Genomic DNA, 18,148 nt, shown 5'->3' with positions numbered 1-18,148 from the left:
CCAACGCCCTTTGGGTGATGGAACAGCTTTTTAGTTTATTTTATAGTTGAAAAAAACTCTAAGGCGTCCGGCGCAACTCTTACGCTTCGTCATCGATAAACTGCGGTTCGATTTTTTCAAGCTTCTCTTCTTTCAAGATGGTATACATATTGGCGGTTTCTTCTTTTTTCGCGTTTTCTTTCAATAAGTCAACGCGGACGGTCACCACTTTTTGGCCAAAGCGGATTTGCAGTTCGTCGTTTACCTTGATGACGGAGCTGGCTTTCGCTTTTGTACCGTTTACAGTGATTCGCCCTTGGTCGGCCACTTCTTTCGCTAATGTCCGGCGCTTGATCAAGCGCGAAACTTTTAAAAATTTATCGAGTCTCATTTGTCCTCTTCCTTTCGTGCCAAGTGTTTGGCTTCGTTCCAAAATTCATCAAGCTGCTCGAGCGTGTAATCGCCAAAGTCACCCGTACCTTCGTTCACCCGTTTTTCCACATAGCCGAAGCGCTGTTGGAATTTCCGGTTTGCGTGAAGCATTGCTTCTTCCGGCGACAAATCAAAGAACCGGGCAATATTGACCAGCGTAAATAATAAGTCCCCAAGCTCGTCTAATTGGCGGTCTTTTGATCCTTTCGCCACTTCTGCCTGGAACTCCTGCAGCTCTTCCTGGAATTTTTCCCAGGCGCCTTCCGCATCCGGCCAGCTGAAGCCGACTTTCGCCGCTTTTTTCTGGTAGTTGTATGAGGTCATAAGCGAGGAACTGAAACGTTCCTGCCCTTCAAGCAATGAAGCGGATGTTGGCTTTTCCTCTGCTTTGATGGCTTGCCAATTGGCGAGCACGTCATCAGAACCGGAAACCTGGACATCGCCGAAAACATGCGGATGCCGGCGGATCATTTTTGCACTGACCGCTTCCAGCACATCTTCAAGCTGGAAATAGCCATTGTCTTGGCCGATTTGGGCATGCAGGAAAATTTGCAGGAGCACATCGCCGAGTTCTTCTGCCACCGCTTCATCATCTTCCTCACGTATTGCCTGCAACAGCTCGTGCGCTTCTTCAATCAAGTAAGGGCTCAAGGATTCATGCGTCTGCTCCCGGTCCCACGGACAGCCGTCCGGGCTTCTGAGCACCGCCACAATATCACGGAACGTCTGCCACTCCCGCAAGCGCTGCATATGGTCTTTTGCCGGCGGCACATACACGGTCGTCAAATTATTCACTTCTGTGCTGCGGTCAAGTTCATAAAGAGGTACGGTACGAAGCGATTCCGCTGCAGAACCTGCGGCGGTGACAATCGTTACCGGATAATCGTCCGGGTATTTTTCCATCAGCGTCAATTTCACTTCAGATGCGCTGAATGAGTCATACACTTGGGCAATTAAAAGGTGCTGCGTCATGTTCAACTGGCCGCTTTTCATTTCCGTGCCATCAACCAATTGAAATCCTTCAATTGGATCGATACGGAGCGCCCCGAACAGGGCATCCAAAAAGCTGTGGCCGCCTTCGATGCTTAAGCGGCAATCGCCATTTTTCTCAGCTTCGATTAAGTTTTGGACAGTTTGTTCTGCCACAAGAGGATGTCCGGGTACTGCGTAAACCACTTTTTCGTCTTTCGCCATCTTGATAAGCGTTGCGGCAATCTCTGCATAAACTGGTTCAAATGCATCGTGTTTTTCATAAACGGCGTCAAAGCTGGTAAACGTTACGCCTTCTTCGGCCAATTCCGCCAACACCGGATGATCTGCTGTCCGAACATAAAGCCTTTCCGCTTTTTTCAAACTTTTATAGACACCCAACGGCAATTGATCCAAATCCCCTGCCCCGAGGCCGATGATATGAATGGTATTCATAGGTGATCACCTTTTTCTTCTAGAATTTATAGCTAATTGAAGGCCAGCCATTTTGCGGCCGAACGGAATGATGTACCATTCCTTTTCCGTAACGATGCGGCTCTTTGCAATAATAAGCAAAAAGACAAAAGCTCCGAGCGGCACTGCCGTAAGCGTTGTAAATAAAGCAGACAACCGGCTTGGAAGGCCATCAAACAATACCCAATCAGACAATAAGGCCCATAAGACCACAACTGCTGACATTGCAAATGAGGCAGTAAACAACCAACCGTAATAACGGAACGGCGCAAAATGCAGTGGCCAGACTTTTTTAAAATACCAAATCAAGCGGACAGAGATAAAACAGAGTGCGATATTTCCCGCAACCGCTGCACCTGTAATGCCCCATGCCGGTATCAGCAGCCAATTGCAGGCAATTTTAATCAGCACCCCTCCTACGAGAAGCAGCGCCGGCAATTTTGTTTTCCCAACGCCTTGAAGCATAGCGTTCATGACAAGCAGCAGTGACATCCAAACGATCTGCCAACTGAACACAATGAGTGCAAATGATTCTTCCCGCGTTTGAAACAGCGCTTCGTTGACGTAGGGCATGACGAATGTTAGTCCCACCGCTGCTGCAAAAGCAAACAGGAATGAGGTGCGAAATGCCAATTGGACGTACAGATTGGCGGAGCGGCCGCTTTGCTTTTTGGACATATGGGCAATAAGCGGAACGATTGCAAGCGACAGCGAAGTCGCAATTAACAGGCCGAACTGGACAAGCGGCTGGCCGCGGTCATAGATGCCTTTTTGCTCCATTGCCGCCATACGCCCCACTCCGCTTTCTGTCAGCAACCGGAAAACCGTAAACGAATCCACCAGTTGGAAAAATAGGAGCAGGAGCGAACCCATGCTGATACTAAAGCTGATGGCCATAATTTTTCTCAAAATCGGTCCTTTCTGAATCGGAACAGGCTTTGGCAGAGCGGTAAAGCTTTTTCGAAAATACCAAATCAACAGCAAGAGACCTGCTATGCCGCCTGCCACAGTCCCGAAAATCGCCATTTGTCCTGCAGCATATAGAGAAGCACCGCTTGAAACAAGAATCCATGTGCCAAGTAAAATGACCGATATACGGACAGCTTGATCCGATACTTGTGCATACGCGACTGGTTCCATCAAATTATGCGACTGGAAATAGCCTTTCACGACAGCGAGCGGCGGCATTAAGAGAATGGCAAATGCACTGACCTTCAGCAACCCGCTGAGCTTTTCATCCCCCATCCAGTCCGACAACAGGCCTGAACCGAAAAACAAAAAAGCAAAGAACAACACCGAAATAGCGGTTATACAGCCAAAAGCAGTGCGCAAAATGGCAGCATGGTGATGCGGTTCATGGTCTGCCATCACTTTTGATACCGCCACCGCAAAACCGTATGATGTCCAAATGCTAAAAATGCCAACAAACGGATAAACTTGCTGGTAAATATAGAATCCGTGATCACCGACCATATTTTGAAAAGGTACCCGGTACACCGCGCTGAGCAACTTAACAATCAAGCTTGCCAGCGTCAGAAGGACTGCGCCTTTCATAAACGATTTCATTGTGCCTTCATTGTTCACCGGATTCACTCATTCCCATTGAAAATTAACTAATCGACCTTTCCTCCCGGAGCGATTCCGGCAGAAATTGCATCATGCCTTCAAGCACATCGAAAGGATGGTGCTTTGTGGTTTTGTTTTCGTCGATTGTCATGACTAGTTGTTGGCCAGCCATGCTGAAGCCAACTGCCCGGCCAAACTTGGCGGAGTCTTCCACCAATTTCCCGCCATTAACAGCAGACGTCCCTTTTTCGCTTAGGCGAATCGAAACAATCTTTCCGTTTTGCTTGATCGACTCTACTCCTACCATGCGTGCCCAGACTTTCATGCGGGCAATGCGCAGGAGACGGTCGGTTTCAAGCGGCATGTCGCCGAAGCGGTCGATCAGCTCGTCTTGCAGCTCGTCCACTTCTTCTGCCGTCTCGATGCCTTTCACCCGTTTGTACATCTGGATTTTCTGGTAGCCATCGCTAATATAAGAGTCCGGGATATAAGCATCGATATCCAAAGAAATCTCGATTTCCGGTATTTCTTCTTTTTTGATGCCTGTCTGGCGTTCTTCCACCGCTTCTTTCAACATTTGCGAATACAGATCAAAGCCGACAGAGTCAATAAACCCATGTTGCTGCGAACCGAGCAAATTGCCGGCTCCGCGGATCGTCAAGTCGCGCATGGCAATCTTGAATCCGGAACCAAGTTCGGTAAATTCTTTGATGGCCATCAAACGTTTTTCCGCTACGTCTGTCAATACTTTATCCCGCTGGTACATGAAATAGGCATAGGCCACCCGGCTCGACCGGCCGACGCGCCCGCGCAGCTGGTAAAGCTGGGACAAGCCCATGCGGTCGGCGTTATGGATGATCAACGTATTGACGTTTGGAATATCAATGCCCGTTTCAATGATGGTTGTCGTCACGAGCACATCATAGTCGCCGTCCAAAAAGCTTATAATGACTGATTCCAACTCCCGCTCAGTCATTTGACCGTGCGCATAACCGACGCGAGCTTCCGGCACCAAGGCTTGGATTTCTTCTACTTTCCGTGTCATGTCATCGACCCGGTTGTACAGGAAAAACACTTGGCCGCCGCGTGCCATTTCCCGCTCAATCGCTTCACGTACGAGCGTGCCGTTATATTCCATGACATAACTTTGCACCGGAAAACGGTTTTCAGGCGGCGTTTCGATAACCGACAAATCGCGCACCCCGATCATCGACATGTGAAGCGTCCGTGGAATTGGCGTTGCCGTCAATGTCAACACGTCAACATTGGTCTTCATTTGCTTGATCTTTTCTTTATGGGTAACGCCAAAGCGTTGCTCTTCATCAATGATGAGCAACCCAAGATCTTTGTATATCAAGTCTTTCGACAAAATCCGGTGTGTGCCGATTACCACATCCACCGAACCATTTTTTAAGCCTTTGATCGTCTCCGTCTGCTGTTTTTTCGAACGGAATCGGCTCATTAAACCGACTTCAATCGGGTAATCTTTAAAACGCTCACTCATTGTTTCAAAATGCTGTTGGGCAAGAATAGTTGTTGGCACCAAAAAGGCCACTTGCTTGCCATCCAATACAGCTTTGAATGCAGCACGAATCGCTACCTCTGTTTTCCCATAGCCTACATCGCCACAGATTAAGCGATCCATCGGGCGTTCTTTTTCCATGTCCCGCTTTACTTCCGCAATCGACCGCAACTGATCGGTAGTTTCTTCATATGGGAATTCCGCTTCAAACTGGCGCTGCATGTCCTGCTCTTCTGAGAATGCATAGCCTTTTTGCGCTTCGCGTTCCGCATACAGCTTGATCAAATCATCCGCTATATCCTGAACGGCAGCCGATACTTTCTTACGGGTTTTTTGCCATTCCGCTCCGCCCATTTTATGCAGTTTCGGTTCTTTTTCTTCGGAAGCAATGTATTTTTGAATCAAATCAATTTGATCGACCGGCACAAACAATTTATCGTCCGCTTTGTACACAATATGCAGATAGTCTTTGTGTACGCCGCCGATTTCAAGCGTTTCAATGCCGACATAACGCCCGATGCCGTGATGGACATGGACAATGTAATCGCCGGGCTTGATTTCGGAATAGCTTTTGATGCGTTCCGCGTTTGTCATTTTTTGCGGACGTGATTTCTTCTTCGCTTGCTTGGTGAAAAGTTCAGAATCAGTAAGAACCGCAAAACGCTGGAGCGGTATTTCAAAACCGTTCGCTAAATCTCCGTCGATCAAGTACACTTTGCCGCCTTGCAGTTCGGCAGCTGCTTCCGCTATTTCTGCTTCCATGCCGTAATCTTCAAGCACCGAACGCACTTTTTTCAGACGCGCCTCGCCTGGTGCCACGATAAAGACGCGGAACTTCGCGAGCTCCCAGCGCTCGACTTCCGCTTTTAATAAATTCATTTGTCCATGGAACGACTGCATTGGCTTGCTTGAATAAGCCACTGATTTCTTCACTGATATCATCGGGAATGTCCGGACAAAAAGCGATAAAAAAGTCATTTTCTGTTTTAAACGAGACAGCACTTCACGGAACGGGTACGCCAAGTGGACATCGTGAAGAAACTTGCCTTCTTCCAATAGCGAGACAATCCAGTCGCCTTCTTCCCGCTCCAGCGTTTCTGTCATTTCTTGGATGCGCCCCAGTTCATCGAAAAAGACAAAACCGCTCTCAGGGAAGTAATCGCCTAAAAAGGCCGATTGCTCTTCGACCAAAGCTGCGTATTTCGCCACGCCATCCGGCACATTTCCTTGCCGGAGCATGTCGATATCGTGCTGGATGTGCATGAGCAAGGCTTCTTTTGTATCATCGGCTTTTATCTTTTTCAACGTATGAGCTAACTGGTCTTCCAGCTTGTCCGCCAGTTTCCGCTGTTGAAGCGTCGACAGCACAAGCTCGCTTGCCGGCAAAATTCGAAGTGAGCGTAATTTCTCAAGTGAGCGCTGATCTTCCGCCGAAAACAAACGAATGGAATCTACCTCGACATCAAACAGTTCAATGCGTACCGGGTGCTCAAAATTTAACGGATAAATATCAAGGATACCGCCGCGCAGGGCAAATTCCCCTGGAGTCGTCACCATTGAAGTCCGTGAATACCCCATCGCCACTAATTTTGACAACCATTGCTCCGTATCAAGCTCTTCACCTTCTGCCGTATGCAGAGTGGAAATGTCCCATTGTGCTTTTGATGGCAAAAGCTTCCGCATGCCGGCCACCGGCGTCACGTAGATGCCTTTGCCCATATTCTTCATATGATCGAGCGTATCGATACGGTGGGCCCTGAGTTCAGGCCCTGAAAATGAAATATCTGCAGCAATTAATTCGTCAGCTGGATACAAATGGACATTTTCTTCGCCCATTAATTTAATCAAATCATCATAGACGCGCTGTGCATGCAGCAAATTCGGTGTAACAATCAATAAAGGCTCTTCCAGTTGCGCCCATACCGTCTGGTAAAAAATCGACCGGGCACTGCCTGAAAGGCCTGAAACCAGCTGATGGTCCTGTCCTTTTTTCAAATCTTCGATAAATCGTTTTGTATGAGAATCCTCTGAAAATGCTCGTAAGATATGTTCCATGAAGATTCCTCCTCTCCGGGTAAAAGTGAAACTTTTTATATTAAGGGATATACCTCTTGTTAAGCCATGCGAATCTCAATCAAGAAAAAAGATAAAGAAACAGAAAAAAGCTCTGAACGCAATTTGCGCCAAAGCGAGATCATGCTCCGTTGAACTTGGTCATGACGTCTATAAACGGTTTCGACAACCAGAATTCACATGCGTCGGCACTTTTTTGGACCGCTTCTGCTACTTCCGGAGCTTCGTCTTTTGAAAACCGCGACAATACGTAATCCGGCACTTTCATGCCTGCAGGCGGACGATCGATGCCAATGCGCAGCCGGTTGAATTGTTGGCTTCCTAAATGTTGAATGAGCGATTTAATGCCATTATGACCGCCGGCGCTGCCTTTTTGGCGCAGCCGAAGTTGCCCGGTCGGCAAATCTAAATCGTCATAAATAACCACAATATCTTCAATAGCGATATCGTAGTAATCCATTAAAGCTCCAACACATTCGCCTGATAAATTCATATAAGTAAGCGGCTTTAACAGCATGACTTTTCCTTCAGGCCGATGGATGATGGAGTACATTCCCTTGAATTTCGATTGCGTCAAAGGGGCATTCCACTTATCTGCCAAAAAATCGACCACTTCAAATCCGATATTGTGCCGTGTTCCGGCATATGTTTTGCCAGGATTCCCTAGCCCGATTATCAACTTCATCATAACTCTTCCTTTGCTTTTCGCTGCTTTCTATTTTACCATAAGCCTCTGCTAAATAAAAAAATAGGGACTGTCGACTGACAGTCCCTATTTTTTTGTGTCATTTATGCTTCGTTTTCTTTGCCTGGAGCATCTTCACCGATTACTTCCGGCTCAGCGTCCTCGTCTGTCGGTGTTTCCAGTTCTACATCAAGCGTTGGTGCCGTGATGGAAACTAAGATAAAGTCATCTTCTTCCAGAATTTCATAAGACACATTCCCGCGGATATCGCCCACTGTAATATGGTCGCCAACTGCTAAGTTTGTTACGTCAACTTCCAAAGCATCCGGAATGTCCGCTGGTTTTACTTTGATTGTTACTTCACGGTTTGGCTGGTTCAAAACGCCGTTTTCTTTTTCACCGGCAGATTCACCGACTGTATGGACAGCTACTGAAACTTCCAGTTCATCAGACATATTGACTGCCAGAAAATCGACATGCTTGAAGCTGCCTTTTAATGCATCCATTTGGTAATCGCTTAATACGACGTTGATTGTTTTTCCATCCACGTCTAAACTAATGACTCCGTTGCGTCCAGATTCACGCAACGTTTTAATCAAATCGATTTCAGAGACTGAAATCGGCGTAGTTTCTACTTGATAGCCGTAGACCACGCCTGGAACTTCGCCTTTCCCTCGCAAATCAGTTAATACTGAATGTGGTTTTCCGCTTTCCCGTTTTTGTGCCGTTATTTTTCCAGTCATTTAGGTCACCCTCCATTAGTTAAGTACATAATGGATAAATACCCTAACGCCTAGAAGCGCAAACATAGATAAGGAACAGGCGGTTTACTGGTCAATCGAACAGGGTGCTGACAGATTTTTGTTCGTGCACGCGGACAATCGTTTCCGCCAACAGTTTCGCTACAGACAATTGCTTGATTTTCGGAGATTTCTTGTGTTCCGGCAAAGCGATTGAATTTGTAATAACCAATTCCTTGATCACAGAATCGTTGATGCGTTGAACTGCCGGCCCTGAAAGAACTGGATGGGTAGAGCATGCGTAAACTTCTTTCGCTCCACTTTTAACCAACGCCCCCGCAGCGAGCGACATTGTGCCCGCAGTGTCAATGATGTCATCGATAATGATGGCTGTTTTGCCTTCAACATTTCCGATGATATTCATCACTTCCGAGACGTTCGGCCGCGGGCGGCGTTTGTCGATAATGGCAATTGGTGCTTTCAAGCGGTCCGCCATTTTACGGGCACGCGTTACGCCGCCGTGGTCTGGTGAAACAATAATGACGTTTGACAAATCAATGCCGCTGTCATTTATAAAATACTCGGAAAGAAGAGGCACAGCCAATAGATGGTCAATCAAAATATCAAAAAATCCTTGAATCTGAGGCGCATGCAAGTCCAAAACAATTGCACGAGTCACTCCAGCAGTTTCCAGTAAATTCGCAACAAGTTTCGCTGTGATCGGTTCACGCGAGCGGGCTTTGCGGTCTTGGCGCGCATAGCCATAATACGGAATCACTACGTTGACCGTGCGGGCAGATGCGCGTTTAACCGCATCCACCATAATCAATAGCTCCATCAAGTTTTCATTGACCGGTTCTGAAGTCGATTGCACGATGAAGACATCGCACCCCCGAATGCTTTCTTCGATATTGATCTGGATTTCACCGTCACTGAACTTTGTTACGGAACATTTCCCAAGCGGAATGCCTACGTTTTGCGCAATTTCTTCTGCAAGCTGCCGATTCGAATTCAATGAAAAGATTTTTAACTTATCGCCTGTATTTTGATAACTCATCGAGTGAGAGCCCTCCTATTTTTTCCCGTTTAGTTTGGTGACATAGCCTTCTTTATTTTCTTGGCGAGCCCGTGCAATTGCTAATGCATCGCTTGGCACATTTTTCGAAATAGTTGATCCTGCGGCTACATATGACCCTTTACCGATAGTAACAGGTGCAATAAGGTTCGAGTTGCATCCGATGAACGAGTCATCCTCAATCGTAGTCAAGTATTTATTTTTGCCATCGTAATTGACGGTGATGGTCCCACAGCCAATATTGACGTTCGTGCCAACTTCTGCGTCACCGATATAACTTAAATGGGAAACTTTGCTGCCGTTGCCAAGAGCAGCTTTTTTCACTTCGACAAAATTACCGATTTTCACATCGTTTCCTAAATTGCTTTCAGGGCGCAGGTGAGCAAACGGTCCTACCGCTGCATCTTCCCCAACACTACTGTCGTAAACATGAGATGAACGGACGCTTGTACGGTCTCCGATGACGCTATTGGAAATCGTCGTGCCGGAAGAAATAAAACAATCTTCTCCAATTTTCGTATTGCCTTCGATTATGACGTTTGGCTGAAGAATCGTATCCCGGCCGATTTCCGCTTGAGCGCTTATATAAGCGGACGATGGATCAATGATTGATACACCGGCACGCATGTGTTTTTCAGCAATGCGCGCACGCATGATACGCTCCGCTTCACTTAATGCCACCCGGTCATTGACGCCAAGTGTCTCTTCGAAACTATCGGTAGCAAACGCAGCCACTGTTTCACCTTGTTTTTGCAAAATCTCAATAACATCCGGCAGATAATATTCACCTTGCACATTGTCATTCGATACAAGCTTGAGCGCTTCGAAAAGAGATTCGTTATCAAAGCAATAGGTTCCGGTGTTAATTTCCTTCACAAGCTGCTCTTCAGATGATGCATCTTTTTGTTCCACGATTCGCTCAACACTTCCCGCTTCGCTGCGCAAAATACGGCCGTATCCTGTCGGGTTGTCAGCGATAGCGGTAAGAATTGTTGCTTTTGCTCCTGCTGCATTGTGATGGTCAAGCAATGCCTGCATTGTTTCCGGCCGAATCAGCGGTGTATCCCCACAGACGACCAATGTTGTACCAGGCTTTCCTTCAATCAACGAAGCTGCCTGTTGAACCGCATGGGCTGTTCCAAGCTGTTCCGCTTGCAGCGCATACTCACTTCTGGCACCTAATTGTTCCTGGACTTTTTCAGCACCATGGCCAACAATCGTAACGATTTTTTCGACGCCAAGTTCACTGACATTTCTTGTTACGTGTTCAACCATCGGCATACCGCATACTGGGTGAAGCACTTTATAAAGCTTCGACTTCATGCGCGTTCCTTGGCCTGCTGCTAAAATTACTGCGTATGTATTCATCCGTTGACCTCCATCGTCTAATTTTTATCGTAGTTCTTTATCGTGGTTATTTAGCTGATTAATGATTAAAATATTAATATTTCCTTATTGACTATAGCGGAAAAACCTTGACAATTCAAGGTTCTAGGGCATTACATTACGGGAGGGCAACAAAAAAAGAGCCCATTTCGCGCAGAAGGCTCTTTGAGTTGCAGTAGTTAAACGCTGGCTTCTTCAAAAACCGGATCATTCTCACTTTGTGCATATGCAGTTAAAACAGCTTCTTGAAGTTTGCTCCGTGTGCCTGAGTTGATTGGGTGGGCAATATCCCGAAATTCCCCATCGGGTGTCCGTTTGCTTGGCATTGCTACAAATAATCCCTCGTTGCCATCAATCACTCGAATGTCATGGACTACAAACTCATTGTCTAATGTGATAGAAGCGATTGCCCTCATGCGCCCATCTGTCTGTACGCGCCTTAATCTCACATCGGTTACTTCCATTTCTTCTCACCTCTCCCAAAGATGTAATTTTATGAAGCTCTGTATGGTATTCGCCAGAGAGGACTAATATCCTTCATAAATTACAAAATTTATTAGAAAATTTAATTAACAGACCCAAAAATAAAACCGCCCTATAGGCGGTTTAGTTTACTACTTTTGCGATTACTTCAATTTCCACTTTTGCGTCTTTTGGTAGCCGCGCCACTTCCACTGTTGAACGGGCGGGCTTATGGTCGCCGAAATAAGATGCATAAACTTCGTTCAGCAACGCGAAATCGTCCATATTTTTGATGAATACTGTCGTTTTCACCACTTGATCAAGCGAAGAACCCGCTTCTGCTAAAACGGCTTTCAAATTAGCGAATACTTGGTGCGTTTGGTCTTCTATGGTTCCTAAAACCAAATCTCCAGATGGCGTCAATGGAATTTGTCCGGAACTATAAAACAAATCTCCTGCTATGATGCCTTGCGAATAAGGTCCGATTGCTGCTGGTGCTTTGTCTGTGGCTACGTATTTCATCTTAAATCCCTCCATTAAAAAAGTAGTTTCCTTCTTCTAAAGCAATGGTGCGCTCTTTTTCGCTCACTTCGTGCAATTTAACGAGCGATAGATAATTTTCAACAAGCCGCTCATCCGTATGTTCTGCTTCGACCAATACAGCGACACCGGCAAGCGTGCATTCAAACTCTTCGAGCAAGTTTTTCATGCCATTCATCGTGCCGCCGACTTTCATGAAATCATCTGTGATTAACACGCGTTGGCCACTTTTCATGCTGCGCTTTGATAAAACCATTGTCTGAATGCGCCGCGACGAACCAGAAACATAATTGATGCTGACAGTAGAACCTTCCGTCACTTTACTGTCCCGCCGTACAATTACAACCGGAACGTTTAAATGGCGGGCAATTGCGTGGGCAATTGGGATTCCTTTAGTAGCCACTGTCATGATCACGTCAATTTTTTCATTGGCAAAGGCGGTTGCAAACACTTTTCCGACCCGGTTCATCATGCTCGGGTTGCCTAGCACATCTGTCATGTAAAGATAGCCGCCGGGCAATAACCGGTCTGAGTGGCTTAACTCGTCCATCAATTCATTTATGATAGTCTTGACTTCATCCACATGAAGTTTAGGGACATACTTTACGCCTCCCGCTGCTCCCGGTACGGTCAACAGCAAACCGATGCCTTTTTCTTCAAACGTTTCCTTCACAATTCCTAAGTCTTCACTTATAGAGGACTTAGCAGATTCATATAAATCCGAGAAATATGTAAGCGGAATTAGTTTATGTGGATGTTCTAACAAATAATGTGTCATGTCAACTAACCGTTCGCTTCGTTTCCACTTCATCCTGCACTCTCCTAAACACGAATAATTTAATGAAAACTTACCATAAATATACGTGTTTAAGCAAGGGGCTCCCGCTCGCCAATAAGACGGACAGCATAAACTTCGGAACAAAAGCCTCTCAATCCATTATAGATGCGGGGAATACGGGCTTCTTGGTGTACAAGCCCAAATACAGTAGGACCACTGCCGCTCATCAATACTGCATCAGCACCAAACTTTTTCATCTGCTCTTTAATTTGGGCAACTTCTGGATAGAGATTTAACGTTACACTTTCAAGCGCATTGCCGAGAGTGTTACACATAGCGTTATAATCGCCTGTCTCAAGCGCTTTGATCATTTGCTGTGTATTTGGATGTTCCGCCTTAGCGGGATCAAAAGCACCATACACATCGGCTGTAGAGACCCCGATTGTCGGTTTCGCCAAAATGACCCAGCAATTTGGCGGCGCCGGCAACTCTTGGATGATTTCTCCTCGCCCTTTTGCTAAAGCTGTTCCCCCGTATACGCAAAAAGAAACATCAGAGCCAATTTTGGCGCCGAGTTCCGCTAATTCATCTAATGATAAATTCAGCTGCCACAATTTATTCAATCCTTTTAAAGTTGCTGCCGCATCGCTGCTGCCGCCGGCTAGTCCGGCAGCCACAGGAATCTGTTTGTCTAAATGGATGATGACCCCTGTCGAAATATTGTATGTATCTTTAATCAGCTGAGCCGCTTGATAAGCCAAATTCCGGGAATCATTCGGCACAAAACGATCTGCCGATTCAATATGTATGCCTTTTGCCGTCCCCATCAGTCCGATGCGGTCTGACAAATCGACCGTTGTCATGATCATCTCAATCTCATGGTAATTGTCTGGACGTTTATACAACACGTCCAATGTTAAATTGATTTTGGCAGGCGCCTTCACGTAGAGCATCCCACTGCCTCCTTTTATAGTCTAATGAGAACTATTTTAACACAACCCGAGGAATTGGGGAGAATTGGAGGAAAGAAACAAAAAAACCCACGTTCTGTTAAAAATAACAGTTCGTGAGTTTCAAAAAATATAAAAATAAAGTTCGTTATCTAACAACAAGTTCGTCTGCTGTTCCTTCTTCTACAGTAATTTCTACTGCTTCTGTTAAAATGTCTGCGTAGCTGTAAGACACACGTTCAAATGCATGCTCATCTTGATCTAGTTCAATCACGAACACGGAGTGATACGTTTCGCGCAAAATTCCACTGCGTTCGACCGTTTTCTTGCGACCTCCGTTTGCCTTCAAAAGCAATCGTTTTCCTACATGTAGATCCAACGATTTTTTAATATCCGCCAAAGTTTTGGGCATCTTGTCTACACCTCACTATAGACAAACTTTAGCATAAATCAAGTAATAAGTCAAAATAAATTTATAATTTTATCAGCGCCGTATAGGAGATGTCAATATTTTTTTATTCGAAATATCTCTATATGTTGAAGGTATATGGCGGAACTGCAACAAAGCCCGAACGTTTAATGAAAATAAGCATGCAATTTATTTGCCAATAGCCCGAATTCTTCTATGGACAAGGTCTCGCCGCGCCGCGTTGGATCAATTTCTGCTTCAGCCAAAGCCTTTAAGATCAAATCTTTCTTTGCTTTGCCTTCTGGCATGCCGACTTGCAAATTGTTTAAAATGGTTTTTCGGCGTTGGGCAAACGAGCTGCGTGTCACCGTGAAGAAGAAATCTTCATCGATGACCTCAACTAAAGGCTGTGGGCGCTTGATCATCCGGATTACAGCAGAATCTACATTCGGCTGGGGAAGAAAAACGGATTTCGGAACCGTCAAGGCCATTTCCGCTTCAGTATAGTATTGAATAGCAATTGACAGGGAGCCATAAGCCTTGGTTCCCGGTTTCGCCGTAATCCGCTCCGCCACTTCTTTTTGGAGCATAACTACTAAGCCCCGAATCGGCAAGTTCTCAAGCAATAGTTTTAAAATAATCGGCGTGGTGACATAATAGGGCAAGTTTGCCACTACCATAATATCTTCATATCCAGCCAATTCTTTCTTGATAGCAGCCTCGACATCGGCTTTTAGAATGTCCGAATGGATGATGGAGACATTATCGTAAGGTGAAAGTGTATCTTCTAATACTGGCAATAAGCGCTGATCGATTTCAAAAGCCAGCACTTTCCCAGCTTCTCGTGCCAAATGCTCCGTCAACGCCCCGATTCCCGGCCCTACTTCAATGGCGGCTGATTGCTTCGTCAAGTTCGCTTTGCCGACAATTTTCCGCAAAATATTAGGATCGATTAAGAAGTTCTGTCCCAAGCTTTTCTTTACGGTTAACCCGTGTTTTGCCATTATTTCTTGGGTGCGTAGTGGCGTGGCAATATCTTTAGTCATGAAAGTTCCTCCTGATTTATCGCATGCACCGCTTCGATAAATTGGCTCTTGGAAATGCCAAACATATGAAGCCGTTTTTCGAGCTGTTTACCGTTAGTGTAACCAATTTGCAGCATGTCCCCTAATTGTGTCCGGCGCCGCTTAGATTGCGGGTGGGCAACTAATCGGGCATCGATTAAATCTTCCATCGTAATTTCAACCGCCTGCTCTTTTTCACGAGGCGTATAAACTTTCGACAAAGCTTCTCGGATGTCGTTGTCACAAGCATGTTCAATTCCAAGTCCTTTACCGTTCTTGGCAATTGTCTTTTCTTTTGCCAAAAACGCATGCTTGACTGCAGGCACATGTTCTTCAATAATAGCACGGATTCGTCTTCCCGGATAATCCGGATCGGTAAAAACAATCACTCCCCGCTTTTTTTGAGCGTGGGCAATTCGCTGCAACGTTTCCGGTGATATGGCAGACCCATTGGTTTCAATTGTATCGGCTTCTACGGCCCGTTTTATTGCAACCGTATCGTCTTTGCCTTCGACGACTATAATTTCACTTATTTTCATTCGTCATCCTCGCTTCCAAACTTCCTGTTTATTTTACATGCTGGCGAACAATTGTGTAAAAAGAAAAAGCTTTCCCGGGAATTCCTAAGAAAGCTTTTGCAGTCTATGCATTAATTGAGTATTTTAATCTTCACTTGTTTGCGCCCAAAAGCAAGTGCTGCTGATTGGTCCGCTACGAACAAGTCAATTTTGTTTCCTTTAATTGCGCCGCCTGTGTCGCCGGCAATCGCGTAGCCATATCCTTCAACCCATACTTTTGAACCGAGAGGAATAACGCTCGGGTCAACTGCAATCAATTTGATGCCTGGGTTCGATTTTAAGTTGATGCCTGTTGCTGTGATTCCTGAACAGCCTGCACAGCTTGCAGTGTAAGCTGTAGCAGAGACAACCATTTCTTTGCCAGCTGGCTCAGAAGCCTTTTCTGCTTTTGCTTCTGGCTTAGTTGCTGCTTTTTTGGCAGGAGCTGTCTCTTTTTCAACTGGTGCAGACGCTTTTACTGTTTTCGCTTGAGCTGTTTCTTTCTTCGAGTCAGATGATGTATCTTTGCCGCGTGATACAGCAGCTACCACCACTTTAGTTCCGACTGCGGTAATTTGTTTTTTCGGTTCTTTCACGACTTTTTCTTGTTTAAGATCCCGTTTTACTTCTTTGCCGTTTTCTTTTACAACTTCATATGTTTTTTTAACGACACCTTGCTGGCCTTTTTGGACAAGCTTTTCTTTCCCTTTTAGAAGAGAAGAGTCTTTTTTCGTTTCAACTGCGAATTTTACAGAATCTTCCACTACATCGGTGACCTTTTCGACACGAACTATTTTGACTTCAGAATTTGGAAGGACCAATTCATCCATTCCTTTTTCAACTCGGTCAAGTTCGCTTAAAGAGACTTTTTGCTGTTTTAAAAAGTCAGCGACCGTAGTCGAAGTGGACCATGCCTTTTTCTTTTCCAAACCATCAAGGATCGTAACCTCGAATGCTTTTTCGACAGATATTGCCGTGTCCTCATCTACTTGTTCTTCAAGTGCTGGTGAAACTTTATCATGTTCTGTAATTTCAATTTCAGCTTTACCCAAAATATCTGCCACGGTATTTTTTGTGGTCCATGCAGTTTTAGCTTCCCCGTCAATTGTCACGGTATACTGTTCTGCTTTGTCCCATTCGATTTTCGTGTCGCCTTTGATTGCTGCATTTGCCGACTGGCTTAAGTAATCGTCTTTAGCGACTTCAATTTCTTGTTCTGTTAAAAATTCCCCTACCGTCTTCGCATGCGTCTTCACTTCTTCAGTTTTGCCGTTGGCGGTCATGGTAATCGTATTTTTTGTTCCTTCGTATATCGCGAAAGTCAATACAGCTGCAAACATCAAAACCGTGACAATGGTAATCGCCAACGATTTGCCTTTGAAGGATTTTGCAGCCTTACTATTATTTGCTTCTTTTGACAAAATAACTCCTCCTTATTCACTTGGGTGATTGTATAGCTCTAAATTCAACGTGTCAACTTATACGAGTATTTCTCGTTTTGTCATTTTTTACGATAACTTGAAAAATTTCTCCGCGTTGCGTGTTGTGGCCTCTGCGACTTCTTCTACTGAAATTCCTTTCAAACGGGCAATTTCTTCGGCTACAAGCGGCACATAAGAAGGCTCATTACGCTTTCCTCGGTAAGGGTGCGGCGCCAAATAAGGTGCATCTGTCTCAATCATCAAATGATCGAGCGAGATTGATTCGGCGACTTTTTTCGGCTGTTTGGCATTTTTAAACGTTACCGGCCCTCCAAGCGAAATCATAAAATTCATCTTTATACTTTCGAGCGCCGTTTCCACACTGCCGCCAAAGCAATGCATCACACCGCCCGTCGTTTTTGCATCTTCTTCTTTTAAAATGCGCATGACATCTTCTGTAGCATCTCTGTTATGGATGATAATTGGCAAATTCACTCGTTTTGCGAGGTGGATTTGTTTGCGGAATACTTCCTGCTGAACTTCTTTCGGGGATTTGTCCCAGTAATAGTCCAAACCTGTTTCTCCGATGCCAACTACTTTCGGATGAGCCGACAATTCTTCAATCCATGCCAAATCTTCTTCTGTGCAGTCTATCGCATCAACAGGATGCCAACCGACAACTGCGTAAATGAACTCGTACTTCTCTGCAAGCGCCATCGCCCGCTCAATCGTTTTGCGGTCAAAGCCGATGACCACCATTTTTGTTACCTTATTTTCTATTGCCCGTTCAATGACTTCTGTTAAATCTTCATCATATTGGTCTGCATTTAAATGCACATGGGTATCGATAAACATTCATCATTCTCCTCACATTAAAATCTATTTTAATGGTTTCCCTTGTTTCTTTCTTCACATCAACATTACAGTTGTATAACAAAAGATGTTGTTTTTGTGTCACACATAGAAATTTTGAACCACCAGTAATACTAAATACCCACTAAAATTAGTTGCTTCTAAGGTAAACAGATTGCATTTTGAAAAAAATTTAAACTTTGTAGCTTATTTG

Annotated in this window: 17 protein-coding genes; all 17 read right to left on the bottom strand. The window is 45.3% G+C overall.

The features are described from left to right. Positions 1 to 79: 79 nt before the first annotated feature. The gene (locus FQV28_RS07140; RefSeq protein WP_146495047.1) at positions 80 to 370 is read right to left on the bottom strand and encodes an RNA-binding S4 domain-containing protein; all 291 of its coding nucleotides are present in this window, start codon (positions 368 to 370) and stop codon (positions 80 to 82) included. Continuing rightward, the gene (yabN, locus tag FQV28_RS07135; protein WP_146495045.1) at positions 367 to 1,836 is read right to left on the bottom strand and encodes a bifunctional methyltransferase/pyrophosphohydrolase YabN; all 1,470 of its coding nucleotides are present in this window, start codon (positions 1,834 to 1,836) and stop codon (positions 367 to 369) included. The genes FQV28_RS07140 and yabN overlap by 4 nt, the downstream gene beginning before the upstream one ends. Before the next feature lie 6 nt (positions 1,837 to 1,842). Next, complete coding sequence (locus FQV28_RS07130) at positions 1,843 to 3,438, bottom strand: putative polysaccharide biosynthesis protein (RefSeq protein WP_186763809.1); 1,596 nt, start codon at positions 3,436 to 3,438, stop codon at positions 1,843 to 1,845. Between the two features lie 25 nt (positions 3,439 to 3,463). Next, on the bottom strand, positions 3,464 to 6,997 hold the full coding sequence (gene mfd / locus FQV28_RS07125) for a transcription-repair coupling factor (RefSeq protein WP_146495043.1): 3,534 nt from the start codon (positions 6,995 to 6,997) through the stop codon (positions 3,464 to 3,466). Positions 6,998 to 7,136: 139 nt separating this feature from the next. After that, on the bottom strand, positions 7,137 to 7,700 hold the full coding sequence (gene pth / locus FQV28_RS07120) for an aminoacyl-tRNA hydrolase (RefSeq protein ID WP_146495041.1): 564 nt from the start codon (positions 7,698 to 7,700) through the stop codon (positions 7,137 to 7,139). Between the two features lie 104 nt (positions 7,701 to 7,804). After that, positions 7,805 to 8,443 carry a 50S ribosomal protein L25/general stress protein Ctc gene (locus FQV28_RS07115; RefSeq protein ID WP_146495039.1) on the bottom strand — a complete coding sequence of 213 codons (639 nt, stop codon included), beginning with the start codon at positions 8,441 to 8,443 and terminating at the stop codon, positions 7,805 to 7,807. A gap of 91 nt (positions 8,444 to 8,534) precedes the next feature. After that, entirely contained in the window at positions 8,535 to 9,497 is a 963-nt protein-coding gene (locus tag FQV28_RS07110; protein ID WP_146495038.1) for a ribose-phosphate diphosphokinase, read from the bottom strand. 15 nt (positions 9,498 to 9,512) lie between these two features. After that, positions 9,513 to 10,883, bottom strand: coding sequence for a bifunctional UDP-N-acetylglucosamine diphosphorylase/glucosamine-1-phosphate N-acetyltransferase GlmU (gene glmU, locus FQV28_RS07105; protein WP_146495036.1), 1,371 nt, complete (start codon positions 10,881 to 10,883; stop codon positions 9,513 to 9,515). Positions 10,884 to 11,080: 197 nt separating this feature from the next. After that, positions 11,081 to 11,365, bottom strand: a complete 285-nt coding sequence (gene spoVG / locus FQV28_RS07100) for a septation regulator SpoVG (RefSeq protein ID WP_146495034.1) — start codon at positions 11,363 to 11,365, stop codon at positions 11,081 to 11,083. Positions 11,366 to 11,507: 142 nt separating this feature from the next. Further along, positions 11,508 to 11,885 (bottom strand): RidA family protein, encoded by a 378-nt coding sequence (locus tag FQV28_RS07095; RefSeq protein ID WP_146495032.1) that lies wholly within the window; start codon positions 11,883 to 11,885, stop codon positions 11,508 to 11,510. A 1-nt stretch (position 11,886) separates the two neighbouring features. After that, entirely contained in the window at positions 11,887 to 12,714 is an 828-nt protein-coding gene (gene purR / locus FQV28_RS07090; protein ID WP_146495030.1) for a pur operon repressor, read from the bottom strand. Between the two features lie 56 nt (positions 12,715 to 12,770). After that, entirely contained in the window at positions 12,771 to 13,634 is an 864-nt protein-coding gene (gene ispE / locus FQV28_RS07085; protein WP_146495028.1) for a 4-(cytidine 5'-diphospho)-2-C-methyl-D-erythritol kinase, read from the bottom strand. Positions 13,635 to 13,779: 145 nt separating this feature from the next. Then, the gene (veg, locus tag FQV28_RS07080) at positions 13,780 to 14,043 is read right to left on the bottom strand and encodes a biofilm formation stimulator Veg (RefSeq protein WP_106534684.1); all 264 of its coding nucleotides are present in this window, start codon (positions 14,041 to 14,043) and stop codon (positions 13,780 to 13,782) included. A gap of 164 nt (positions 14,044 to 14,207) precedes the next feature. Then, positions 14,208 to 15,086 carry a 16S rRNA (adenine(1518)-N(6)/adenine(1519)-N(6))-dimethyltransferase RsmA gene (gene rsmA / locus FQV28_RS07075; protein WP_146495026.1) on the bottom strand — a complete coding sequence of 293 codons (879 nt, stop codon included), beginning with the start codon at positions 15,084 to 15,086 and terminating at the stop codon, positions 14,208 to 14,210. Further along, the gene (rnmV, locus tag FQV28_RS07070; protein ID WP_146495024.1) at positions 15,083 to 15,643 is read right to left on the bottom strand and encodes a ribonuclease M5; all 561 of its coding nucleotides are present in this window, start codon (positions 15,641 to 15,643) and stop codon (positions 15,083 to 15,085) included. The genes rsmA and rnmV overlap by 4 nt, the downstream gene beginning before the upstream one ends. 110 nt (positions 15,644 to 15,753) lie before the next feature. Beyond that, on the bottom strand, positions 15,754 to 17,082 hold the full coding sequence (locus FQV28_RS07065; protein WP_146495022.1) for a G5 and 3D domain-containing protein: 1,329 nt from the start codon (positions 17,080 to 17,082) through the stop codon (positions 15,754 to 15,756). An 87-nt stretch (positions 17,083 to 17,169) separates the two neighbouring features. Beyond that, positions 17,170 to 17,937: a TatD family hydrolase gene (locus tag FQV28_RS07060; RefSeq protein ID WP_146495020.1), complete on the bottom strand. Its 768-nt coding sequence runs from the start codon at positions 17,935 to 17,937 to the stop codon at positions 17,170 to 17,172. Positions 17,938 to 18,148 lie beyond the last annotated feature (211 nt).

The organism is Planomicrobium sp. CPCC 101079, assembly GCF_007859275.1.
Taxonomy (GTDB): domain Bacteria; phylum Bacillota; class Bacilli; order Bacillales_A; family Planococcaceae; genus Planococcus.
This window is presented reverse-complemented; position numbering and strand designations above follow the sequence as displayed.

Excerpts from the sequence above, each read along its gene's own strand:
- FQV28_RS07140 (WP_146495047.1), bottom strand. The coding sequence starts at position 370 with ATGAGACTCGATAAATTTTTAAAAGTTTCGCGCTTGATCAAGCGCCGG.
- mfd (WP_146495043.1), bottom strand. The coding sequence starts at position 6,997 with ATGGAACATATCTTACGAGCATTTTCAGAGGATTCTCATACAAAACGA.
- spoVG (WP_146495034.1), bottom strand. The coding sequence starts at position 11,365 with ATGGAAGTAACCGATGTGAGATTAAGGCGCGTACAGACAGATGGGCGC.
- ispE (WP_146495028.1), bottom strand. The coding sequence starts at position 13,634 with ATGCTCTACGTGAAGGCGCCTGCCAAAATCAATTTAACATTGGACGTG.
- rnmV (WP_146495024.1), bottom strand. The coding sequence starts at position 15,643 with ATGAAAATAAGTGAAATTATAGTCGTCGAAGGCAAAGACGATACGGTT.
- FQV28_RS07115 (WP_146495039.1), bottom strand. The coding sequence starts at position 8,443 with ATGACTGGAAAAATAACGGCACAAAAACGGGAAAGCGGAAAACCACAT.
- FQV28_RS07095 (WP_146495032.1), bottom strand. The coding sequence starts at position 11,885 with ATGAAATACGTAGCCACAGACAAAGCACCAGCAGCAATCGGACCTTAT.
- yabN (WP_146495045.1), bottom strand. The coding sequence starts at position 1,836 with ATGAATACCATTCATATCATCGGCCTCGGGGCAGGGGATTTGGATCAA.
- purR (WP_146495030.1), bottom strand. The coding sequence starts at position 12,714 with ATGAAGTGGAAACGAAGCGAACGGTTAGTTGACATGACACATTATTTG.
- pth (WP_146495041.1), bottom strand. The coding sequence starts at position 7,700 with ATGAAGTTGATAATCGGGCTAGGGAATCCTGGCAAAACATATGCCGGA.
- glmU (WP_146495036.1), bottom strand. The coding sequence starts at position 10,883 with ATGAATACATACGCAGTAATTTTAGCAGCAGGCCAAGGAACGCGCATG.
- rsmA (WP_146495026.1), bottom strand. The coding sequence starts at position 15,086 with ATGACTAAAGATATTGCCACGCCACTACGCACCCAAGAAATAATGGCA.
- FQV28_RS07060 (WP_146495020.1), bottom strand. The coding sequence starts at position 17,937 with ATGTTTATCGATACCCATGTGCATTTAAATGCAGACCAATATGATGAA.
- veg (WP_106534684.1), bottom strand. The coding sequence starts at position 14,043 with ATGCCCAAAACTTTGGCGGATATTAAAAAATCGTTGGATCTACATGTA.
- FQV28_RS07110 (WP_146495038.1), bottom strand. The coding sequence starts at position 9,497 with ATGAGTTATCAAAATACAGGCGATAAGTTAAAAATCTTTTCATTGAAT.